Raw genomic sequence first — 16,960 nt, 5'->3', positions numbered from 1 at the left:
CGCGGGCGTGCTGCTGCTGGCGCCGCTCGCGCTCGTCCTCGGGATCGTCGCGCTGCGCCGCACGTCCTCGCGGGGGACGCGCGGGCGCGGGCTGGCCGTCGCCGGGATCGTCCTCGGGGCGCTGGGCACGCTCGGCGTCGTCGTGGCAGTCGTCGTCGGGTTCGTGAACGCGCAGGCGACCCGTCCGCTGCCGGGTGACGTCGGGTCGGCGCGCGACGCGCACGCCGTACAGCTCGTGACGGGCACGTGCATCGCGGAGCTCCCCGACGACGGCACGGTCGACGTGGTGCGCGTCGTGCCGTGCGCGCAGGAGCACGAGGCGCAGGTCGTCACGGAGTTCGACTTCGCGCAGGACGCGGTGTGGCCCGGTCAGCAGGCGGCCGACGCGCGGGTCGCGCGGGCGTGCGTGCTCGACGAGGACGAGACAGCGGCGGGCGTCCGGCCGGTCACGTGGTCGCCGACGGAGCAGGGCTGGTCGCGCGGCGACCGTCGGGGCCTGTGCCTCGCGGTCGTCGACGGCGGCGGCGTCACGGGCTCGTTCCTCGACGGCTCCGCGACGCTCCCCTGACAGGCGCGTCCGTCAGTCCGGGACGGTCCGGCGCCGGCGCGTGCGCGTCCAGACGAACCGCCCGACGAGCCACGCGAGGATCGCGTACACGAGCCAGTTGAGCCAGTCGCTGTACCGCCCGATGTCCTCCCACCGGTCCCCGAGCGCGTACCCCGCGAGGATCAGGCCCGCGTTCCATACGCCCGACCCGATGAGAGTGAAGACGCTGAACCGCACGAGCGGCATCCGCTCGACGCCCGCCGGGATCGACACGAGGCTGCGGACGACGGGCACGCACCGGCCGACCAGGACCGCGGCGCCGCCGTGGCGCACGAACCACTGCTCGGACCGGTCCAGGTCCTCGACCTCGACGAGCGGGACCTTGCCGAGCCAGCGCCGCAGCCGCACCCGCCCGACGCTCGCACCGATCGCGTAGAGCACCCACGCCCCGATCAGCGAGCCGAGCGTCGAGGCGACGATCGCCCACACGAGCGACATCTGCCCCTGGCTCGCGACGTACCCGGCGACGGGCAGCACGACCTCGGACGGCAGCGGCGGGAAGACGTTCTCGAGCGCGACGAGCAGACCCACGCCGATCGGCCCCAGCGTGGCGATGACCGACACGACCCACCCGACGAGACCGGTGAGCTCGGCCTCCGACGTGGCGGCACCGAGGCTCGCATGCGGTCCGATTCCGGCGGCGGCCAGGTGCAGGGGGGACCTCATCGGTCCGATGCTGTCATCCGTCCAGCGCGTGCGCGCGGCGGGCCGACCTGGGCGGACGTGACATCGGTCGCACCCGTCGCGGGGCCGTGCGTCACTCCCCCGGGTAGACGACGCCGAGCTGGCGGCGGGCCTCGTCGGTCGTCTCGAGGATCCGGACCGTCTCGGCGAGCGGGAGCAGCGGGGAGTCCGTCCGCCCCTCGGCGACGTACGTCGCGAACGCTGCCGCCTGGAACGCGAGGCCGCCGTACCCGGTGACGCGGTTGGCGTCCCAGCGGGCGGTGCGCTCGCCGACCGTCACCGTGAGCGCGGACGGCAGGTAGGCGGACTCGTCGACCGCGACGTGGCCCGCGGAGCCGTGCACCGTGGTGGTCTGGCCGGTCGCGGTGAGCATCGACGTGAACAGCTGCGCCTGCGCGGCGCCGTACGCGACCTGCAGGCTGACCTGCGCGTCGACACCCGTGGACGTGAGCGACCCCGACGCCTGCACGGTCGACGGCGCGACGCCGAGGCCCGCGTGCCGCGCGACGAACGACGCGAACGCGACGGGGTACACCCCGAGGTCGAGCAGCACGCCGCCCGCGAGCGCCGGGTCGACGAGCCGGTGCGTCGGGTCGACGTCGGCCCGGACCGCGAAGTCGCCCGTGACGCGGTGGACGTCGCCCAGCGCACCGTCGTCGAGGAGCTGCCGCAGCACGTCGGTGTGCGGCAGGTACCGCGTCCACATCGCCTCCATGAGCAGCACGCCGGCCTCGCGGGCCGCGTCGACGAGGTCGCGCGCCTCGGCGGCGTTGCGCGTGAACGCCTTCTCGACGAGCACGTGCTTGCCCGCGCGCAACGCGAGGAGCGCCTGCTCGTGGTGGTGGCTGTGCGGGCTCGCGACGTAGACCGCGTCGATCCCGGGGTCCCCGACAAGCGCCTCGTACGACCCGTGCGCGCGCTCGATCCCGTGCTCGTCGGCGAACGCCTGCGCCCGCTCGACGGACCGCGACCCGGCCGCGACGAGGTGCTGCCGGCTGTGCTCGCGGACGGCCGTCGCCCAGCGACCGGCGATGTAGCCGGGCGCGAGGATGCCCCAGCGCAGCCGCGGGGCGTCGGCGGGGTCGGGCGTGCGCGGGTCGGGGAGGTGCAGGTCGGCGGGCATCGAGCCAGCGTGCCAGACGCGCGCGGACGGGGCAGGCGCAGCCCACGGTCGGACGCGTCAGGGTGTCGACGTCGCGTCGGACGCGGTGCGCAGGTCGGCGACGAGCGCGGCGAGCGCAGCGGTCCGCTCCGCCTTCTCGCGCAGGCGCAGGACCGACGACGGGTGCGACGTGACGACCACGCGGGCGTCGGTCTCGTCGAGCACCCGCCCGCGCACCTCGCCGACGGTGACGTCGCGGCCGAGCACCGCGCGCGCGGCGGTCGCGCCGAGCGCGACGACGACGCGCGGCCGGACGGCGGCGAGCTCGGCGGTGAGCCACGGCAGGCACGCGCGGATGTGTGCCACGGCCGGGGTCTTGTGGATGCGGCGCGGGCCGCGCTCGACGAACCGGAAGTGCTTGACGGCGTTCGTCAGGTAGACGTCGTCGCGCGCGATCCCGGCCTCGCCCAGCGCCTCGTCGAGGATCCGCCCGGCGGGCCCGACGAACGGCTCGCCCTCGCGGTCCTCGCGGTCGCCGGGCTGCTCGCCGACGAGCACGAGCCGCGCGGTCGGCGAGCCGGTCGAGAAGACGACCTGCGTCGCGGGCGCCCACAGCTCGCACCCCCGGCACGCGGGCGCCGCAGCTGCCAGGGCGTCCACGTCGGCGTCGTCGGGCACCCACTGCTCGGCTCCGGGGCGGTCGGGATCCGGTCGGGCCACGTCGACCTCCGTCGTCGGACGACCGTGCGGCGTCTTCGCACCCCTCCAGCGTCGCGCTGGGCGGGGCTCCCCGCACGACGGCGCCCGGTCCTGCCGCGCGACAGGACCGGGCACGTCGGTGCGGTGCCCGACCGCCGGGCTCAGGCCGCGGACGACACCGTGAGCGTGTCGCCGTCGCGGTCGACGCGGACGGTCTGGCCGTCGTGCACCTCGCCGGAGAGCAGCGAGCGGGCCAGCCGGTCGCCGATCTCGCGCTGCACGAGCCGCCGCAGCGGCCGCGCGCCGTACGCGGGGTCGTACCCCTCCAGGGCCAGCCACTCGCGCGCGGCGGGCGTGACGTCGAGCGTGAGCCGACGGTCCGCGAGCCGGCGGGCGAGCGCCGCGACCTGCAGCTCGACGATGTGCCCGATCTCGTCGAGCGACAGCGGGTCGAACAGCACCACGTCGTCCAGCCGGTTGAGGAACTCGGGCTTGAACGCCGTCCGCACGGCGCCCATCACGGCGTCCTTCTTCGCGTCGGCCGACAGCAGCGGGTCGACGAGGAACTGCGACCCGAGGTTCGACGTCAGCACGAGGATGACGTTGCGGAAGTCGACCGTGCGGCCCTGGCCGTCCGTCAGACGGCCGTCGTCGAGCACCTGGAGCAGCACGTCGAAGACCTCCGGGTGCGCCTTCTCGACCTCGTCGAGCAGCACGACCGAGTACGGCCGGCGGCGGACGGCCTCGGTGAGCTGACCGCCCTCCTCGTACCCGACGTACCCGGGGGGCGCGCCGACGAGCCGTGCGACCGAGTGCTTCTCGGAGTACTCCGACATGTCGATGCGGACCATGGCCCGCTCGTCGTCGAAGAGGAAGTCCGCGAGCGCCTTGGCGAGCTCCGTCTTGCCGACGCCGGTCGGCCCGAGGAACAGGAACGAGCCGGTCGGACGGTCGGGGTCGGAGATGCCGGCCCGCGCGCGGCGGACCGCGTCGGACACGGCCGCGACGGCGGTGCGCTGGCCGATGAGCCGCTCGCCGAGCACGTCCTCCATGCGCAGCAGCTTCGCGGTCTCGCCCTCCAGCAGCCGGCCCGCGGGGATGCCCGTCCACGCGGCGACGACCTCGGCGACCTCGTCGGGGCCGACCTTGTCGGCGATCATCGGCGTGCCCTCGGGTGCGAGCGCCTCGTCCGTGGCCTCCTCCGACTCCTCGGCGGCGGCGATCTCGCGCTCCAGCGCGGGGATCTCGCCGTACTGGATCCGCGCCGCGGCCTCCAGCGAGCCCTCGCGGAGCAGCCGCTCGGCGTCGGTGCGCAGCGTGTCGAGCCGCGCCTTCAGGTCACCGACGAGGTTGTGGCCGGCCTTCTCCTTCTCCCAGCGCGCGGTGAGCGACGCGAGGTCCTCGCGACGGTCGGCGAGGTCCTTGCGCAGCCGCTCCAGGCGGTCGAGCGACGCGGGGTCGTCCGACTCCTGCAGGACGACCTCCTCCATCTCCAGACGCGTCACCGCACGCTGCAGCTCGTCGATCTCGACGGGCGAGGAGTCGAGCTCCATGCGCAGGCGCGACGCGGCCTCGTCGACGAGGTCGATCGCCTTGTCGGGCAGCTGGCGCCCGGTGATGTACCGGTCGGACAGCGTCGCGGCGGCGACGAGCGCGGCGTCGGAGATCGTGACCTTGTGGTGCGCCTCGTACCGCTCCTTGAGCCCGCGCAGGATCGCAACGGTGTCCTCGACGGACGGCTCACCGACGAAGACCTGCTGGAACCGGCGCTCCAGGGCGGGGTCCTTCTCGATGCGCTCGCGGTACTCGTCGAGCGTCGTCGCACCCACCAGGCGCAGCTCGCCGCGGGCCAGCATCGGCTTGAGCATGTTGCCCGCGTCCATCGCGCCCTCGGACCCGGCGCCCGCGCCGACGACGGTGTGCAGCTCGTCGATGAACGTGACGACCTGCCCCTCGGCGCCGGTGATCTCGGCGAGGACGGCCTTGAGCCGCTCCTCGAACTCGCCGCGGTACTTCGCGCCCGCGACCATCGCCGCGAGGTCGAGGCTGACGAGCCGCTTGCCCCGCAGGGACTCCGGCACGTCGCCCGCGACGATGCGCTGCGCGAGCCCCTCGACGACGGCCGTCTTGCCGACGCCGGGCTCGCCGATGAGCACGGGGTTGTTCTTGGTGCGCCGGCTGAGGACCTGGATGACGCGGCGGATCTCCGAGTCGCGCCCGATGACCGGGTCGAGCTTGCCGTCCCGGGCACGCTGCGTGAGGTCGATGCCGTACTGCTCCAGGGCCTTGAACGTGCCCTCGGGGTTGGGGCTCGTCACGCGGCTGTTGCCGCGCACGTTGGGCAGCGCGGCCGCGAGCGCGTCACGGCTCGCGCCGGCGGAGCGCAGCGCGTCGGCCACGCCGGACTGCCCCGCGGCGAGGCCCAGCAGCAGGTGCTCGGTCGAGACGTAGTCGTCGCCGAGCGAGCGCGCCTCGGCGGACGCGGCCTCCAGCGCGGCGGCGGTCGCGCGCGACGCGGACGGCTGCGCGACCGTCTGGCCCGCCGACGACGGCAGGCCGACGAGCGTCGACCGGACCGAGCGGCCGAGTGCGGCGCGGTCCGCGCCGACGGCGTCGAGCAGGGCGTTCGCGACCCCGCCCTCCTGCTGGAGCAGGGCGTTGAGGACGTGCGCGGGCTCGAGCTGGGGGTTGCCGGCCGCCGACGCCTGCTGGATGGCGTCGCCGAGGGCCTCCTGCGAACGGGTGGTGAACTTGGCGTCCACGGGTTCTCCTGTCCGGACGGGATCGGGGTCTGCCCGACTCAACATCGACCAAAGTTGAGTCTATTCCACTCAACTCTCGCCGCCACCCCACGTTGAGGCGTCGGCGCCCCGCCCCGTCGAACGCAACACCAGGTCCGCATCACCGGCCGGAGACGGGTCTGATGTTGCGTTCGGCACCGGCGAGGGCGCCGTCCGACGGGCGAACCGTCGCCCGGGCGTCATGTTGCCGTCGTCGCGGCGACACGTCGTGTGCCTAGCGTCGGGAGCGACACCGAAGAGAGAGCAGGGCACCGATGACCCTCACCATGACGCTCGTCCGGCACGGGCGCACCCACTTCAACGCCCGCCGCATCCTGCAGGGACGCTGCGACTCCCCCCTGACGCGCGACGGCCGCGCGGGCGTGCGAACCACCGCCCGCCACCTCGCCGACACCCCGTTCACCGCCGCCTGGTCCTCGCCGTCCGGCCGGGCCGTCGCCACCGCCGTCGAACTCCTGCGACACCACGACGGCGTGCCGCTGCGGACCGACCGCGGACTGCTGGAGTACGCGTTCGGCATCTACGAGCAGAAGCCCGAGAGCGTGCTCGACGAGGTCGTCGCGTGGCCCGACCTGGTCACCGAGGTCCTCGCCGGGCGCCACCCCGGTCTGCCCGGCGGCGAGCACGCCGCCGAGTTCATGGACCGCACCCGTGACGTGTTCGCCCGCATCGCCGCCCAGCACGACGACGGGGACGTGCTCGTCGTCGGCCACGGCCTCACGCTGGGCGCCTACCTGGCCACCGTCGACGAGGTCGGCCTCGTGCCGCTGCCGAACGCGTCCGTCTCGACGGTCGAGGTCGACCCCGACGGCACCGCCCGCATCACGAGCCTCGCCGTCGACGTGGCGAACCAGGGCCACATCGCCGCCCGACCGATGCGCACCCCCACCCCGGTCCCGTCGGTCGCCTGACCACGATCTGCCGCTCGACCCGGTCCTGAGTGCCGCTCCGGCACGGTCAGCGGTCACCAGGACCGGGTCGGCGTGGGACGCCGGTCGAGGACCGGCGGGTGGCAGGATCGCGCGCATGGACGACGACGTCATCGACGTGCCCGACGTGCTCGGCGACGGATGGACCGCGCGGACGATCCCGCTCGCACCCGACCACCGGTCCACCCGCGGCGTCGACCCCGTCGCGACCCTCGTCAGCCCCGCGGGTGCGCTGGGCGCCGACGGGCCGCGGCGCGAGCGGGCGGTGCTCTACCTGCACGGGTTCGTCGACTACTTCTTCCACCCGCACGTCGCCGAAGCCCTCGCGCAGCACGGGTACGACCTGCACGGGCTGGACCTACGTGACTACGGGCGGTCGATCCACGACGGCCGGGTCCCGAACGACACGCGCGAGCTCTCGGTGTACGCGGAGGAGATCGACGCCGCGGTGCGGCTGCTGCGCGAGCGGTACGCGTCGGTGTCGCTGCTCGGGCACTCGACGGGCGGGCTCGTCGCGGCGCTGTGGGCGAACGGGCGGGCGGGCGCGGTCGACGCGGTCGTGCTCAACAGCCCGTGGCTCGACCTCCGGGGGTCGTGGTTCGAGCGACACGCGCTCACGCAGGCGCTGCGCGTCGTCGGGCGGGTCGCACCGGACGTCGTCGTCGGGCACATCGCGCCGCACTACGGGCGCGCGCTGCACAGCGAGACCGGCGGCGAGTGGGACTTCGACCTCACGTGGAAGCCGCACGACGGCTTCCCGGCGCGGGCGGGGTTCGTCCGCGCGATCCGGGCGGGGCACCGGCGGGTCGCGCACGGTCTCGACATCCAGGTCCCCGTGCTGGTGCTGGCGTCCGACGCGTCCGGACCGGACGACCGTGAGCACGACGCGCTGCTCACGACGGACTCGGTGCTCGACGTCGCGCACATCCGCGCGCTCGCCCCGCGGCTCGGCCCGGACGTGACGTTCGTCGAGGTGCCCGGCGGTGCGCACGACCTGGCGCTGTCGCCGGCGCCGGCCCGCGAGCGCTACCTCACGGAGGTCGTCGACTTCCTCGACCGCGTGACGGGCGGTCGCCCGGAGGCGTCGTGAAGGTCCTCGACCACGAGCGGTGGTCCTGGTTCCTGCTCGAGTCGGACGGGTCGCTGCTGCTCGACGTGCACGTGAGCCAGGGACCGGTGAGCGGCTCGCTGCTGATCGTCCTGACGGACGGCGAGCGGGACGCGTACGAGCACGAGGGGCGAGCGGCGCTGACGCGGCTCGCGGCGCGCGTCCAGGACTCGGCGCCGCTCGCGGCGGGGTCGTCGTCGCCGTACCGCGCACGTGACCGCACGCGCACCCTCGGCACGGCGGTGACGGCGGCGGTCGTCGCCTGGCGGGCGGGCGACGGCGCCGACCCCGCGCCGCCGGAGGTCAGGAGCGACGGGGCGAGCCCTGCTCGTCGGGGGCGTCCGGCGGGGTGAGCGGTACCCCGGCGGCGGACTCGGCGGGTGTCGGCTCGTCGAGCGGGGCGGCGCGCAGCTCGGGGCGGTTGGTGACGAGCAGCCACGCGGCGAGCGTCGCGAACAGCAGGGGCGGGATGAGCGTGGCCTGCGGGATGATCGCGACGACGAGGAAGATGCTCAGCCACCCGCTGCGCGTCGCGGCGACGATGATGCCGACGGTCGCCGAGCCCACCGCGAGCGCGGTCGGGACCGACGGGAACGCGACGGCCACGGCGTAGCCCAGCGCGACGCCGACGAACGTCGCGGGGAAGATCCGGCCGCCCCGGAACCCGACGCTCGACGCGACCAGCAGGGCGACGAGCTTGATCAGCGCGAACGCGAGGAAGCCGAGCGCCGTCGTCTCGCCGACCAGGCCGGGCAGCTGCTTCATCTGCTCGAGGCCCTTGAACAGCGTGATCGGGCCGCCGAGGGCACCGAGGAGCCCCAGGACCAGGCCGCCGAGCGTGAGCAGCAGGACCGGCTGCCGGACGCGGTGCACGAGCCGGTGCAGGGGTGTGAAGACGTACGACGCGGCCAGCCCGAGCGCGGCGGCGCCGAGCGACACCGCGACGGCGACCGCGAGGTCCGTGACCTGGATCCCCGGGTAGGCCGGCACGTCCATCGCGAAGTCGAGGTCGGACAGGAGCAGCATCGTGAGCGCGCCGGTCGCGGCGGAGACGAGCGGCGCGAACAGCCGGTCCCACAGCGGGATGCGCCGGTCCCCCGGGTCGAGCTCGCTGAACATCAGGGCGGCCGCGAGCGGCGTGCCGAACATCGCGCCGAGCGTCCCGGCGGTCGACAGGGCCATCCACTGCGGGACCCCGACGCGTCCCGCGACGCGCGCGCCGATCCACACCACGAGCGCGGCGTTGATCGCCATGATCGGGTTCTCCGGACCGAGGCTCACGCCGCCCGCGAGCATGAGGACCATCGCGAGCGCGAGCCCGGGCAGCACCCGGGGCGGCAGCGGCGGCTCGACGAGCCCGGCCGACGCGGGGTCCGGGCCGGCGTGCCCGGGCGCGAACCGGATGACGAGCCCCACGAGCAGGCCGGTGAGCGTGAGGACCACGACGATCCAGACGGGCGAGTCGCGGTCGAGCCCGAAGACACCCGACAGGTCGTCCCACAGCCAGCCCTCGACCACGTCCGCGAGCGCGCTGAGCCCGATGAGCAGGAGCCCGCACAGGACGCCGACCAGGGCGGCCGGGATCGCCAGCGCGAGCAGCTGCCGCACGGGCACGCGGAACTCGGTCGTCGGCTCGGTCATCGCCACCTCCGTCCCGCCCGCGTCCACGCCCAGCGTCCCCGGGCCGGGTCGTCGTGCGCGTCACCCCTCGCGGATGACCGGCGGTCAGTCGTGGATCGACGGTTCCTCGGGCTCGGACAGCGACAGGAGAGCCCCGACGACGCCGGGCGTCCGGGCGATCCGCCGTTCGAGCGCGGCCAGCACGTGCGACGCCTCGGTCTCGGCCGGCTCGCCGTCGAGGTCGACCGCTCCGGTGAGGAACACCTGCCGGGCGCCCACGACCTCGAGGCGCAGCCGCGTGACGCGCGCGACCTCGGGCAGCGCGAGCAGCGCGTGCACGGCGGCGGCGTGCAGGGCCGGGTCGACGGCCTCGCCGACGAGGAACCGGCGGTTGCGGTCGATGAGCACGATCGCGACGACGCCCAGCAGGATCCCGACGAGGATCGAGCCGATCGCGTCCGGCACGGTCGAGCCCGTGACCTGGTGCGCCGCGATCCCGCCGGTCGCGATGAGGATGCCGACGATCGCCGCGGCGTCCTCGAAGAAGACCGCGCGCACCGTCGGGTCGGACGTCGCGAGGACGTGGTCGAGCAGGTCGCGGTCGCGTCGCGCGGCAGCCCGCTTCGCCTGCCGGGACGCCTGCACGAACGACACGCCCTCCAGCACGAGCGACACGGCGAGCACGACGTAGGCGACGCCGAAGTCCGACGCCGGCTCCGGGTGGGACAGCTCCTGGATGCCGTGCGTGATCGAGACGCCCGCCCCGACGGCGAACAGGCCGATCGCGGCGAACAGCGACCACACGTACACCTCGCGGCCGTACCCGAGCGGGTGGGACGGGTCGGCGGGCTTCGCCGCGCGCCGCTGCGCGATGAGCAGGAAGACCTCGTTGCCCGCGTCTGCCCAGGAGTGCGCGGCCTCGGCGAGCATCGACGCGGCCCCCGTGATCACCGCGGCCGCGGTCTTGGCGATCGCGATGAGCACGTTCGCGCCGAACGCGATCGCGACCGTCAGCGCGGACTCGCCGTGCCCGTCGCCGTCGGGGTCGCGGGGGACGCCCAGGACGTCGACGGTCGGCTCGTCCGGACCGGACCGCGTCATGCGTCCGTGACTAGCACCTTCGCTCGCGTGGTGCGACCGGGACGAACGGTGTGGGATGGGCACGCAGCAGCACCGAACGACGAGGAGGACCGATGACGACGCACCGGGGCAGCTGGCCCACGGGCACGCCCGCCTGGGCCGACATCACCGTGCCCGACCTGGACCGCGCCGTCGACTTCTACGGCGCCCTCCTGGGGTGGCGGTTCGAGCGCGGCGGACCGGAGGTCGGCGGGTACACGCAGGCGTTCGTCGGCGGTCGGCGCGTCGTCGGCATGGGGGAGCCGACCGGTGAGGATCCGGCGCCGCCGTCGGCGTGGTGCCTCTACCTCGCGACCGACGACCTCGCCGCGACCACGCAGGCCGTGACGGACGCGGGCGGGCAGGTGCTGCTGCCGGGCATGGAGATCGTCGACTTCGGCTCGATGGCGATCTTCGTCGACCCGACGGGGGCCGTGTTCGGCGGGTGGGAGCCGCACGGGCACACCGGCTGGGACGTCACCGACGAGCCCGGCGCGATCGTGTGGACGGAGGTCATGTCGCACGACCAGCCCGGGTCGCTCGCGTTCTACCAGCAGGTCTTCGGGTTCACGGCCGACGACATGAGCGGGCCCGGGTTCGCGTACGCGTCGGTCAGCCTGGACGGGCAGCTCGTCTGCGGGATCGGCGGCTACAGCGACAAGGTCGACCCCGAGACGCCCGCGGCGTGGACGCTGTACTTCGGCACGTCCGACACCGACGCGACGACGCAGCGCGCGGTCGACCTCGGCGGCACGGTGATGAGCCCGCCCTCCGACACCCCGTACGGCCGGATGTCGATCGTCTCGGGCCCGTTCGGCGAGGTGTTCGCGCTGATCGCACAGGACGACGACCCGGCCTGACCGGCAGCGGCGCGGCGTTCCGTAGGCTCGCGGGGTGACCCTGCCCTCCGACGCGTTCCGGCACGTCGCGTCGCGACCGCACGAGCCGCTGCGCACGTTCCACCCGCGCCGCGCCACGCTCGGCCGCGATCGGGAGCGCGCGCTCGCGCACCTGTGGCCGCGGTACGGGTTCTCGGTGCACGACGACGCGCTCGGCCGCGCACCGGTGCGTCCCGACGGCACGCTCGACACCTCGGCGCTGTTCGGGCGGGATGCGCCGGTCGTGCTGGAGATCGGGTCCGGCATGGGCGAGACGACCGTCGCGATGGCCACCGCCGACCCCGGACGCGACTACCTCGCCGTCGAGGCGCACCTGCCGGGCGTCGCGAACCTGCTGGTCCTCGTCGAGCGCGCGGGTCTGACGAACGTGCGGGTCGCGCACGGCGACGCGCTCGACCTCGTGCGGCGGCACGTCCCCGAGGGCACGCTCGACGCCGTGCACGTCTTCTTCCCCGACCCGTGGCCCAAGGCCCGGCACCACAAGCGGCGGCTCGTGCAGCCCGCGCACGTCGCGCTGCTGCGGTCCCGGCTGCGCGTCGGCGGCACGCTGCACTGCGCGACCGACTGGGTGGACTACGCCGACCAGATGCTCGACGTGCTCGCCGCGGACCCCGGCCTGGAGAACACCGCCGACGGTTTCGTCCCGCGCCCCGCGCACCGGCCGGTCACCAAGTTCGAGCAGCGCGGGATCGACCTGGGCCACGAGGTCCGCGACGTCGTCATGAGGAGAGCCCGATGACCCCCGACGAGCCCGCCACGCCCGGGGCGGACGACACCGGCGGCGGCGATCGCGTGTTCCGCGTGCTCGTCGTGCCCGGCGTGAACCCCGACCGCTGGCTGCGGGTGTGGCGTGAGCGCCTCGCCGACGTCCCCCTCGAGCTCGTCGTCGTCGAGCCGCCGGACGCCGAGCCCGCCCTGCGCGCGGGCGACGCGGACGTCGCGATCCTGCGGCTGCCGGTCGACCGTGACGCGCTCTCCGCGATCCCGCTCTACACCGAGGAGACCGTGGTGGTCGCCGCGCGTGACCACGTGTTCTCCGTCGCCGAGCAGGTCACGCCCGCCGACCTCGCCGACGAGACGGTGGTCCGCCCCGACGACGACCTCGTCGGCTGGACCGACGCCCCCGGCGAGCCGTTCGCGGGCGGCCCCGTCGCGACGACCGCGGACGCCGTCGACCTGGTGGCCGCCGGGATCGGCGTCGTCCTGCTGCCCCAGTCCGTCGCGCGCCTGCACCACCGCCGCGGCCTCGTGTCCCGGCCGGTCACCGACGCCCCCGGTTCGGTCGTCGCCCTGACCTGGCTGACGGACACCCACGACGACCTCACCGAGGAGTTCATCGGCATCGTCCGCGGCCGCACCGCGGCGTCGTCCCGCGGGCGCGGCGCCGCGGACGCCTCGCGCGCCGGCGGCGCGGGCCGGACCGGCACGGGGGACCGGCGGGCGGCCGACGCCTCGTCCCCGGGCTCAGGACGCAGCGCGAGCACGACGGCAGGCACGTCAGGCAAGAAGGCGGGCGCGTCGGGCAAGGGCGGCGCGTCGGGCAAGGGCGGCGGCACGTCGGCGGGACGGCCGCAGCGCGGCGGTCCGGCACGGTCGTCGGGCCGGGGCCGTCGTCGGGGCCGCTGAGGGCGACGTCGTCAGTCCTCCGCGCGCTTGGCGGCCTCCGCGCGGCGGTCGGTGTCGCGCGCGCGCAGGCGGCGCTCCTCGCGGCGGACCTCCTCGAACGTGGCCCGCTCGCGGACCAGCCACTCGGGCGGGTCGGCGATCAGGGCGTCGATCTGCTCGGTCGTGAGCGGGTCGGTGATGCCGCCGCGGGCGAGGCCGCTGATCGACACGCGCAGCCGGCCGGCGACGACGGTGCGCGGGTGCGGCCCGTCACGACGCAGGTCGACGAGCCACTGCGGGGGGTTGCGCTGGAGCTCGGCGAGCTCGTCGCGCGTCACCGGGCCGGCCTGGAACTCGGGCGGCGTCGCCGGGAGGTAGACGTCGAGCTTCGCGGCCGCCGTCGACGGCTTCATCTCCTGCGGCTTCTTGGGGCTCACGCGCCCACCCTAACGACCGCGCACGCCCACGACCGCGCCGCGCACCCTCGCGACCGCGCCGGGGACGGCCGCGGGGCCCCGCCGCGCGTCGCGACGAGGCCCCGTGGTCGGGTGCGGGCGGGTCAGGCGCCCGGCGGGACGGGTGCCGCGTGCCAGACGCGGTCGAGGTAGTCGCGCATCGACCGGTCGGACGAGAAGAACCCGGCGCGGGCGACGTTGACGATCGCCGACCGCGTCCAGGCCTCCGGGTCGGCGTACGCGGCGTCGACGCGGGCCTGCGCGTCGGCGTACGCCTGGAAGTCCGCCAGCACGAGGAAGCGGTCCTCGTGCAGCAGGTTCGACACGATCGGCTCGAACACGCTGCGGTCGCCCTCTGAGAACGCGCCCGACGCGATGAGGTCGAGCGCGTGGCGGAGCTGCGGGTTCGTCTCGTAGTACGACGTCGGGTGGTAGCCGCGCTCGACGACGTCGGCGACCTCGGGCTCGGTGAGGCCGAACAGGAAGAAGTTCTCGTCGCCGACGAGCTGGCGGATCTCGACGTTCGCGCCGTCGTCCGTCCCGATCGTCAGCGCACCGTTGAGCATGAACTTCATGTTCCCGGTGCCCGACGCCTCCTTGCCGGCGAGCGAGATCTGCTCCGACAGGTCGGCGGCGGGGATCAGCGTCTCGGCGAGCGTGACGTTGTAGTTCGCCGGGAACGCGACGGTGAGACGACCCTCGACCGCCGGGTCGGCGTTGACGACGCGGCCGACCGCGTTGATGAGCCCGATGATCTGCTTCGCCATCCGGTAGCCGGGTGCGGCCTTGGCGCCGAACGCGAAGGTCCGCGGCGTCACGTCGGCCGGGTCGAGCGCGCCCGACGTGATCTGCTCGTAGAGCGACACGACGTGCAGCAGCTTGAGCGTCTGCCGCTTGTACTCGTGCAGGCGCTTGACCATGACGTCGAACATCGTCTCGGGGTCGAGGACGATGCCGTCGCGCGCGGCGAGCAGGTCGACGAGCCGGCGCTTGTTGGCCGCCTTGATCTCGCGGAACCGCCGGCGGAACTCGGCGTCCTCCGCGAGCGGCTCGAGCGCGCGCAGCTCGTCGAGGTCGGTCACCCACTTCTCGGACCCGAGGACCTCGGTGACCAGCCCGGACAGCCCGGGGTTGGACAGCCGCAGGAACCGGCGCGGCGTGATCCCGTTGGTGACGTTGGTGAACTTGCCGGGGTAGTACTCGGCGAAGTCGTGCAGCACCTTGTCACGCAGCAGCTGCGAGTGCAGCGCCGCGACACCGTTGACCTTGACCGCCGCGACGGTCGCGAGGTGCGCCATGCGGATCCCGCGCTCCGGGAACTCCGCGATGATCGACATGCGGCGCGCCCGCAGCTCGTCGTCGGGGTACGCGGCGCGCAGCCCGACGAGGAACTGCTCGTTGATGCGGTAGATGATCTCGAGGTGACGCGGCAGGAGCCGGCCGAGCAGCTCGACGGACCACACCTCGAGGGCCTCGGGCAGCAGCGTGTGGCACGTGTACGAGAAGACCTGCCGCACGACGCTCCACGCGTCGTCCCAGGACCACTTCTTCTCGTCGACGAGGATCCGCATGAGCTCGGGGATCGCGATGACGGGGTGCGTGTCGTTGAGCTGGAAGTGGATGCGGTCGGGCAGGTTCGTCAGGTCGAAGTCCTTGGGCAGGACCTGGTCGACGAAGTCCTTGAGCGAGCACGCGACGAAGAAGTACTGCTGCTGGAGCCGCAGCTCCTTGCCCTGCGGCGTCGAGTCCTCGGGGTAGAGGACCTTCGAGATGTTCTCGGCGAACGTCTGCGCGCGGACGGCCTGGGCGTAGTCGCCGGAGTTGAAGATCTCCAGGTCGAACGCGCGCGTCGCGCGGGCCGACCACAGGCGCAGGGTGTTGACGCGGCCGTTGCCGTAGCCGGGGACCATGTAGTTGTACGGGACGCCGAGCACGCTCCAGCCCGGGAGCCAGCGCTTGCGGGTGGTGCCGTCGTCGTCCTCGTAGTCCTCGACGGTCCCGCCGAAGCTCACGGTGACGGCCATCTCCGGGTGCGGGAACTCCCACGGCGAGCCGAGCGTGAGCCACGAGTCGGGCTTCTCGACCTGCCAGCCGTCGACGAACGTCTGGCGGAAGATGCCGTACTCGTAGCGGATCCCGTAGCCGATCGACGGGACGTTCATCGTGGCGAGCGAGTCGATGAAGCACGCCGCCAGACGGCCGAGGCCGCCGTTGCCGAGGCCCGGCTCGACCTCGGCCTGGCGCAGCGTGTCGAGGCTGATCCCGAGGCCCGCGAGCCCCTCCTCGACGATGTCGGTGAGGTCGGCGGCCAGCAGGGCGTTGTCGAGCTGGCGCCCCAGCAGGAACTCCGCGGACAGGTAGGCGACGGACTTGGCCTGGAGCTCGGACTGCCGGCGCAGGGTCTCGAGCCAGCGGACCATGAGGTAGTGGCGGACGGTGCGGGCCAGCGCGAGGTACTGGTCGTTGACCGAGGCCCGGGAGAGGTCGACCCCCTGCCCGAAGTTCAGCTCGCGCAGGTACTCCCGCACGAAGCCCTCGACAGTGCGCTCACGCGTCGCGACGGGTTCGGTGTTCGCTGTCACCTCACTCACGGTAGCGGCGCTCCTCTCAGAAGGTCACCGTTGCGGTGACGGTGCAGGTGGTGGCACCCTGTCGGGCCCTGCGGGACGCGGGCACACGGGCACACGGGCACACGGGCACACGGAAGGCCGGCACCCCTGGTCGGGTGCCGGCCTTCCGGTGGTCCTCACCGCGGCGGGGTCACCGCCGTGCTGGCGGGTTCGCCGTGCGGTGTCAGACCGCGGCCACCGCGGGCCGCTCGACCGTCGAGGTTCCGGCGACGACGGTGCCGAGCGAACGGATGGCCCAGCCCACGAGCCCGAAGGTGACGCCGACGCCCATGACGAGCAGGGCGACACCGAAGGCGACGACCGACGTGAACAGCGACGCCCGCAGGAACGAGCCGTTCATCACCGTGGCGCGGACCGGGTCCTCACGGTCCAGCTCGGCGTAGGTCTTGCCGCCCGACGCGTCGAGCGCGTGGTGGTTGATGATCGCGGCCTGCGAGTACGCCTCCCAGGGCGTGTCGACGATCTGGTTCGCGAACATGTCCGCGTCCTCCGAGACCGTGATGTTCTCGGCGCGCAGGTTGCTCGACACGGCGCCCCACGTGACGGCGCCGGCGACGAGGAAGATGCCGCCGAGGATCATGACGATCAGGCCGATCAGACGGGCCGGCGACTTGGTGGTGACGGTGCTGGTGCTCATGGTTCGTGACCTTTCGGTACCCCCGGAGTGCGGATCTCCCCAGATCCGGTGAGCCGATCGGGCTC

The 16,960-nt window shown here is 74.0% G+C and carries 16 protein-coding genes; 7 read left to right on the top strand and 9 right to left on the bottom strand.

All coding sequences use genetic code 11. The features are described 5' to 3' along the window. Positions 1-7: 7 nt before the first annotated feature. Positions 8-568, top strand: a complete 561-nt coding sequence (locus OOT42_RS01755) for a DUF4190 domain-containing protein (RefSeq protein ID WP_423775949.1) — start codon at positions 8-10, stop codon at positions 566-568. Positions 569-580: 12 nt separating this feature from the next. On the opposite strand, the gene OOT42_RS01750 is transcribed toward OOT42_RS01755, so the two are convergent. The 4 genes from OOT42_RS01750 to clpB form a co-directional block, all read right to left on the bottom strand. Beyond that, positions 581-1,273: a DedA family protein gene (locus OOT42_RS01750; RefSeq protein ID WP_273653249.1), complete on the bottom strand. Its 693-nt coding sequence runs from the start codon at positions 1,271-1,273 to the stop codon at positions 581-583. Between the two features lie 91 nt (positions 1,274-1,364). Beyond that, positions 1,365-2,414: a Gfo/Idh/MocA family protein gene (locus tag OOT42_RS01745; protein ID WP_273653248.1), complete on the bottom strand. Its 1,050-nt coding sequence runs from the start codon at positions 2,412-2,414 to the stop codon at positions 1,365-1,367. A 57-nt stretch (positions 2,415-2,471) separates the two neighbouring features. After that, positions 2,472-3,113, bottom strand: a complete 642-nt coding sequence (locus tag OOT42_RS01740) for a UdgX family uracil-DNA binding protein (RefSeq protein WP_273653247.1) — start codon at positions 3,111-3,113, stop codon at positions 2,472-2,474. A 140-nt stretch (positions 3,114-3,253) separates the two neighbouring features. Beyond that, on the bottom strand, positions 3,254-5,854 hold the full coding sequence (gene clpB / locus OOT42_RS01735) for an ATP-dependent chaperone ClpB (RefSeq protein ID WP_273653246.1): 2,601 nt from the start codon (positions 5,852-5,854) through the stop codon (positions 3,254-3,256). Positions 5,855-6,147: 293 nt separating this feature from the next. Between clpB and OOT42_RS01730 the strand changes: the two genes are divergently transcribed. The 3 genes from OOT42_RS01730 (at position 6,148) to OOT42_RS01720 (ending at position 8,283) form a co-directional block, all read left to right on the top strand. Next, positions 6,148-6,804 (top strand): histidine phosphatase family protein, encoded by a 657-nt coding sequence (locus OOT42_RS01730; protein WP_273653245.1) that lies wholly within the window; start codon positions 6,148-6,150, stop codon positions 6,802-6,804. Positions 6,805-6,919: 115 nt separating this feature from the next. Next, positions 6,920-7,912 carry an alpha/beta hydrolase gene (locus OOT42_RS01725; RefSeq protein ID WP_273653244.1) on the top strand — a complete coding sequence of 331 codons (993 nt, stop codon included), beginning with the start codon at positions 6,920-6,922 and terminating at the stop codon, positions 7,910-7,912. Further along, positions 7,909-8,283, top strand: a complete 375-nt coding sequence (locus tag OOT42_RS01720) for a hypothetical protein (RefSeq protein WP_273653243.1) — start codon at positions 7,909-7,911, stop codon at positions 8,281-8,283. Before OOT42_RS01725 ends, OOT42_RS01720 begins: the two co-directional genes overlap by 4 nt. On the opposite strand, the gene OOT42_RS01715 is transcribed toward OOT42_RS01720, so the two are convergent. Beyond that, entirely contained in the window at positions 8,234-9,571 is a 1,338-nt protein-coding gene (locus tag OOT42_RS01715; RefSeq protein ID WP_273653242.1) for an ion channel protein, read from the bottom strand. The two genes, OOT42_RS01720 and OOT42_RS01715, sit on opposite strands and share 50 nt — an antisense overlap. A gap of 84 nt (positions 9,572-9,655) precedes the next feature. Continuing rightward, positions 9,656-10,651, bottom strand: coding sequence for a cation diffusion facilitator family transporter (locus OOT42_RS01710; RefSeq protein ID WP_273653241.1), 996 nt, complete (start codon positions 10,649-10,651; stop codon positions 9,656-9,658). A 92-nt stretch (positions 10,652-10,743) separates the two neighbouring features. On the opposite strand from OOT42_RS01710, the gene OOT42_RS01705 reads away from it, so the two are divergent. Genes OOT42_RS01705 through OOT42_RS01695 form a run of 3 tightly spaced genes read left to right on the top strand, consistent with a single transcriptional unit; the run spans position 10,744 to position 13,194 of the window. After that, the gene (locus tag OOT42_RS01705; protein WP_273653240.1) at positions 10,744-11,529 is read left to right on the top strand and encodes a VOC family protein; all 786 of its coding nucleotides are present in this window, start codon (positions 10,744-10,746) and stop codon (positions 11,527-11,529) included. A gap of 34 nt (positions 11,530-11,563) precedes the next feature. Beyond that, positions 11,564-12,307, top strand: a complete 744-nt coding sequence (gene trmB, locus OOT42_RS01700) for a tRNA (guanosine(46)-N7)-methyltransferase TrmB (RefSeq protein WP_273653239.1) — start codon at positions 11,564-11,566, stop codon at positions 12,305-12,307. Beyond that, on the top strand, positions 12,304-13,194 hold the full coding sequence (locus OOT42_RS01695; RefSeq protein WP_273653238.1) for a LysR family transcriptional regulator substrate-binding protein: 891 nt from the start codon (positions 12,304-12,306) through the stop codon (positions 13,192-13,194). The genes trmB and OOT42_RS01695 overlap by 4 nt, the downstream gene beginning before the upstream one ends. A gap of 11 nt (positions 13,195-13,205) precedes the next feature. On the opposite strand, the gene OOT42_RS01690 is transcribed toward OOT42_RS01695, so the two are convergent. The 3 genes from OOT42_RS01690 to OOT42_RS01680 all read right to left on the bottom strand — a co-directional run bounded on the left by OOT42_RS01690 (position 13,206) and on the right by OOT42_RS01680 (position 16,895). Continuing rightward, positions 13,206-13,610, bottom strand: a complete 405-nt coding sequence (locus OOT42_RS01690; RefSeq protein ID WP_273653237.1) for a DUF5997 family protein — start codon at positions 13,608-13,610, stop codon at positions 13,206-13,208. A gap of 122 nt (positions 13,611-13,732) precedes the next feature. After that, positions 13,733-16,219: a glycogen/starch/alpha-glucan phosphorylase gene (locus OOT42_RS01685; protein WP_273653236.1), complete on the bottom strand. Its 2,487-nt coding sequence runs from the start codon at positions 16,217-16,219 to the stop codon at positions 13,733-13,735. Positions 16,220-16,421: 202 nt separating this feature from the next. Further along, positions 16,422-16,895: an aromatic ring-opening dioxygenase LigA gene (locus tag OOT42_RS01680; RefSeq protein ID WP_273653235.1), complete on the bottom strand. Its 474-nt coding sequence runs from the start codon at positions 16,893-16,895 to the stop codon at positions 16,422-16,424. Positions 16,896-16,960: the final 65 nt, after the last annotated feature.

Origin of the sequence: Cellulomonas fimi (genome assembly GCF_028583725.1) — a bacterium.
Lineage (GTDB): Bacteria > Actinomycetota > Actinomycetes > Actinomycetales > Cellulomonadaceae > Cellulomonas > Cellulomonas fimi_B.
Note: the sequence above shows the minus strand (reverse complement) of the source record. Positions and strands in the feature narration are given on the sequence as shown.

Bases quoted from the DNA above. Each gene is read 5' to 3' on its own strand.
- OOT42_RS01730 (WP_273653245.1), top strand. From the start codon at position 6,148: ATGACCCTCACCATGACGCTCGTCCGGCACGGGCGCACCCACTTCAAC.
- OOT42_RS01715 (WP_273653242.1), bottom strand. From the start codon at position 9,571: ATGACCGAGCCGACGACCGAGTTCCGCGTGCCCGTGCGGCAGCTGCTC.
- OOT42_RS01705 (WP_273653240.1), top strand. From the start codon at position 10,744: ATGACGACGCACCGGGGCAGCTGGCCCACGGGCACGCCCGCCTGGGCC.
- OOT42_RS01750 (WP_273653249.1), bottom strand. From the start codon at position 1,273: ATGAGGTCCCCCCTGCACCTGGCCGCCGCCGGAATCGGACCGCATGCG.
- OOT42_RS01725 (WP_273653244.1), top strand. From the start codon at position 6,920: ATGGACGACGACGTCATCGACGTGCCCGACGTGCTCGGCGACGGATGG.
- OOT42_RS01680 (WP_273653235.1), bottom strand. From the start codon at position 16,895: ATGAGCACCAGCACCGTCACCACCAAGTCGCCGGCCCGTCTGATCGGC.
- OOT42_RS01745 (WP_273653248.1), bottom strand. From the start codon at position 2,414: ATGCCCGCCGACCTGCACCTCCCCGACCCGCGCACGCCCGACCCCGCC.
- OOT42_RS01695 (WP_273653238.1), top strand. From the start codon at position 12,304: ATGACCCCCGACGAGCCCGCCACGCCCGGGGCGGACGACACCGGCGGC.
- OOT42_RS01710 (WP_273653241.1), bottom strand. From the start codon at position 10,651: ATGACGCGGTCCGGTCCGGACGAGCCGACCGTCGACGTCCTGGGCGTC.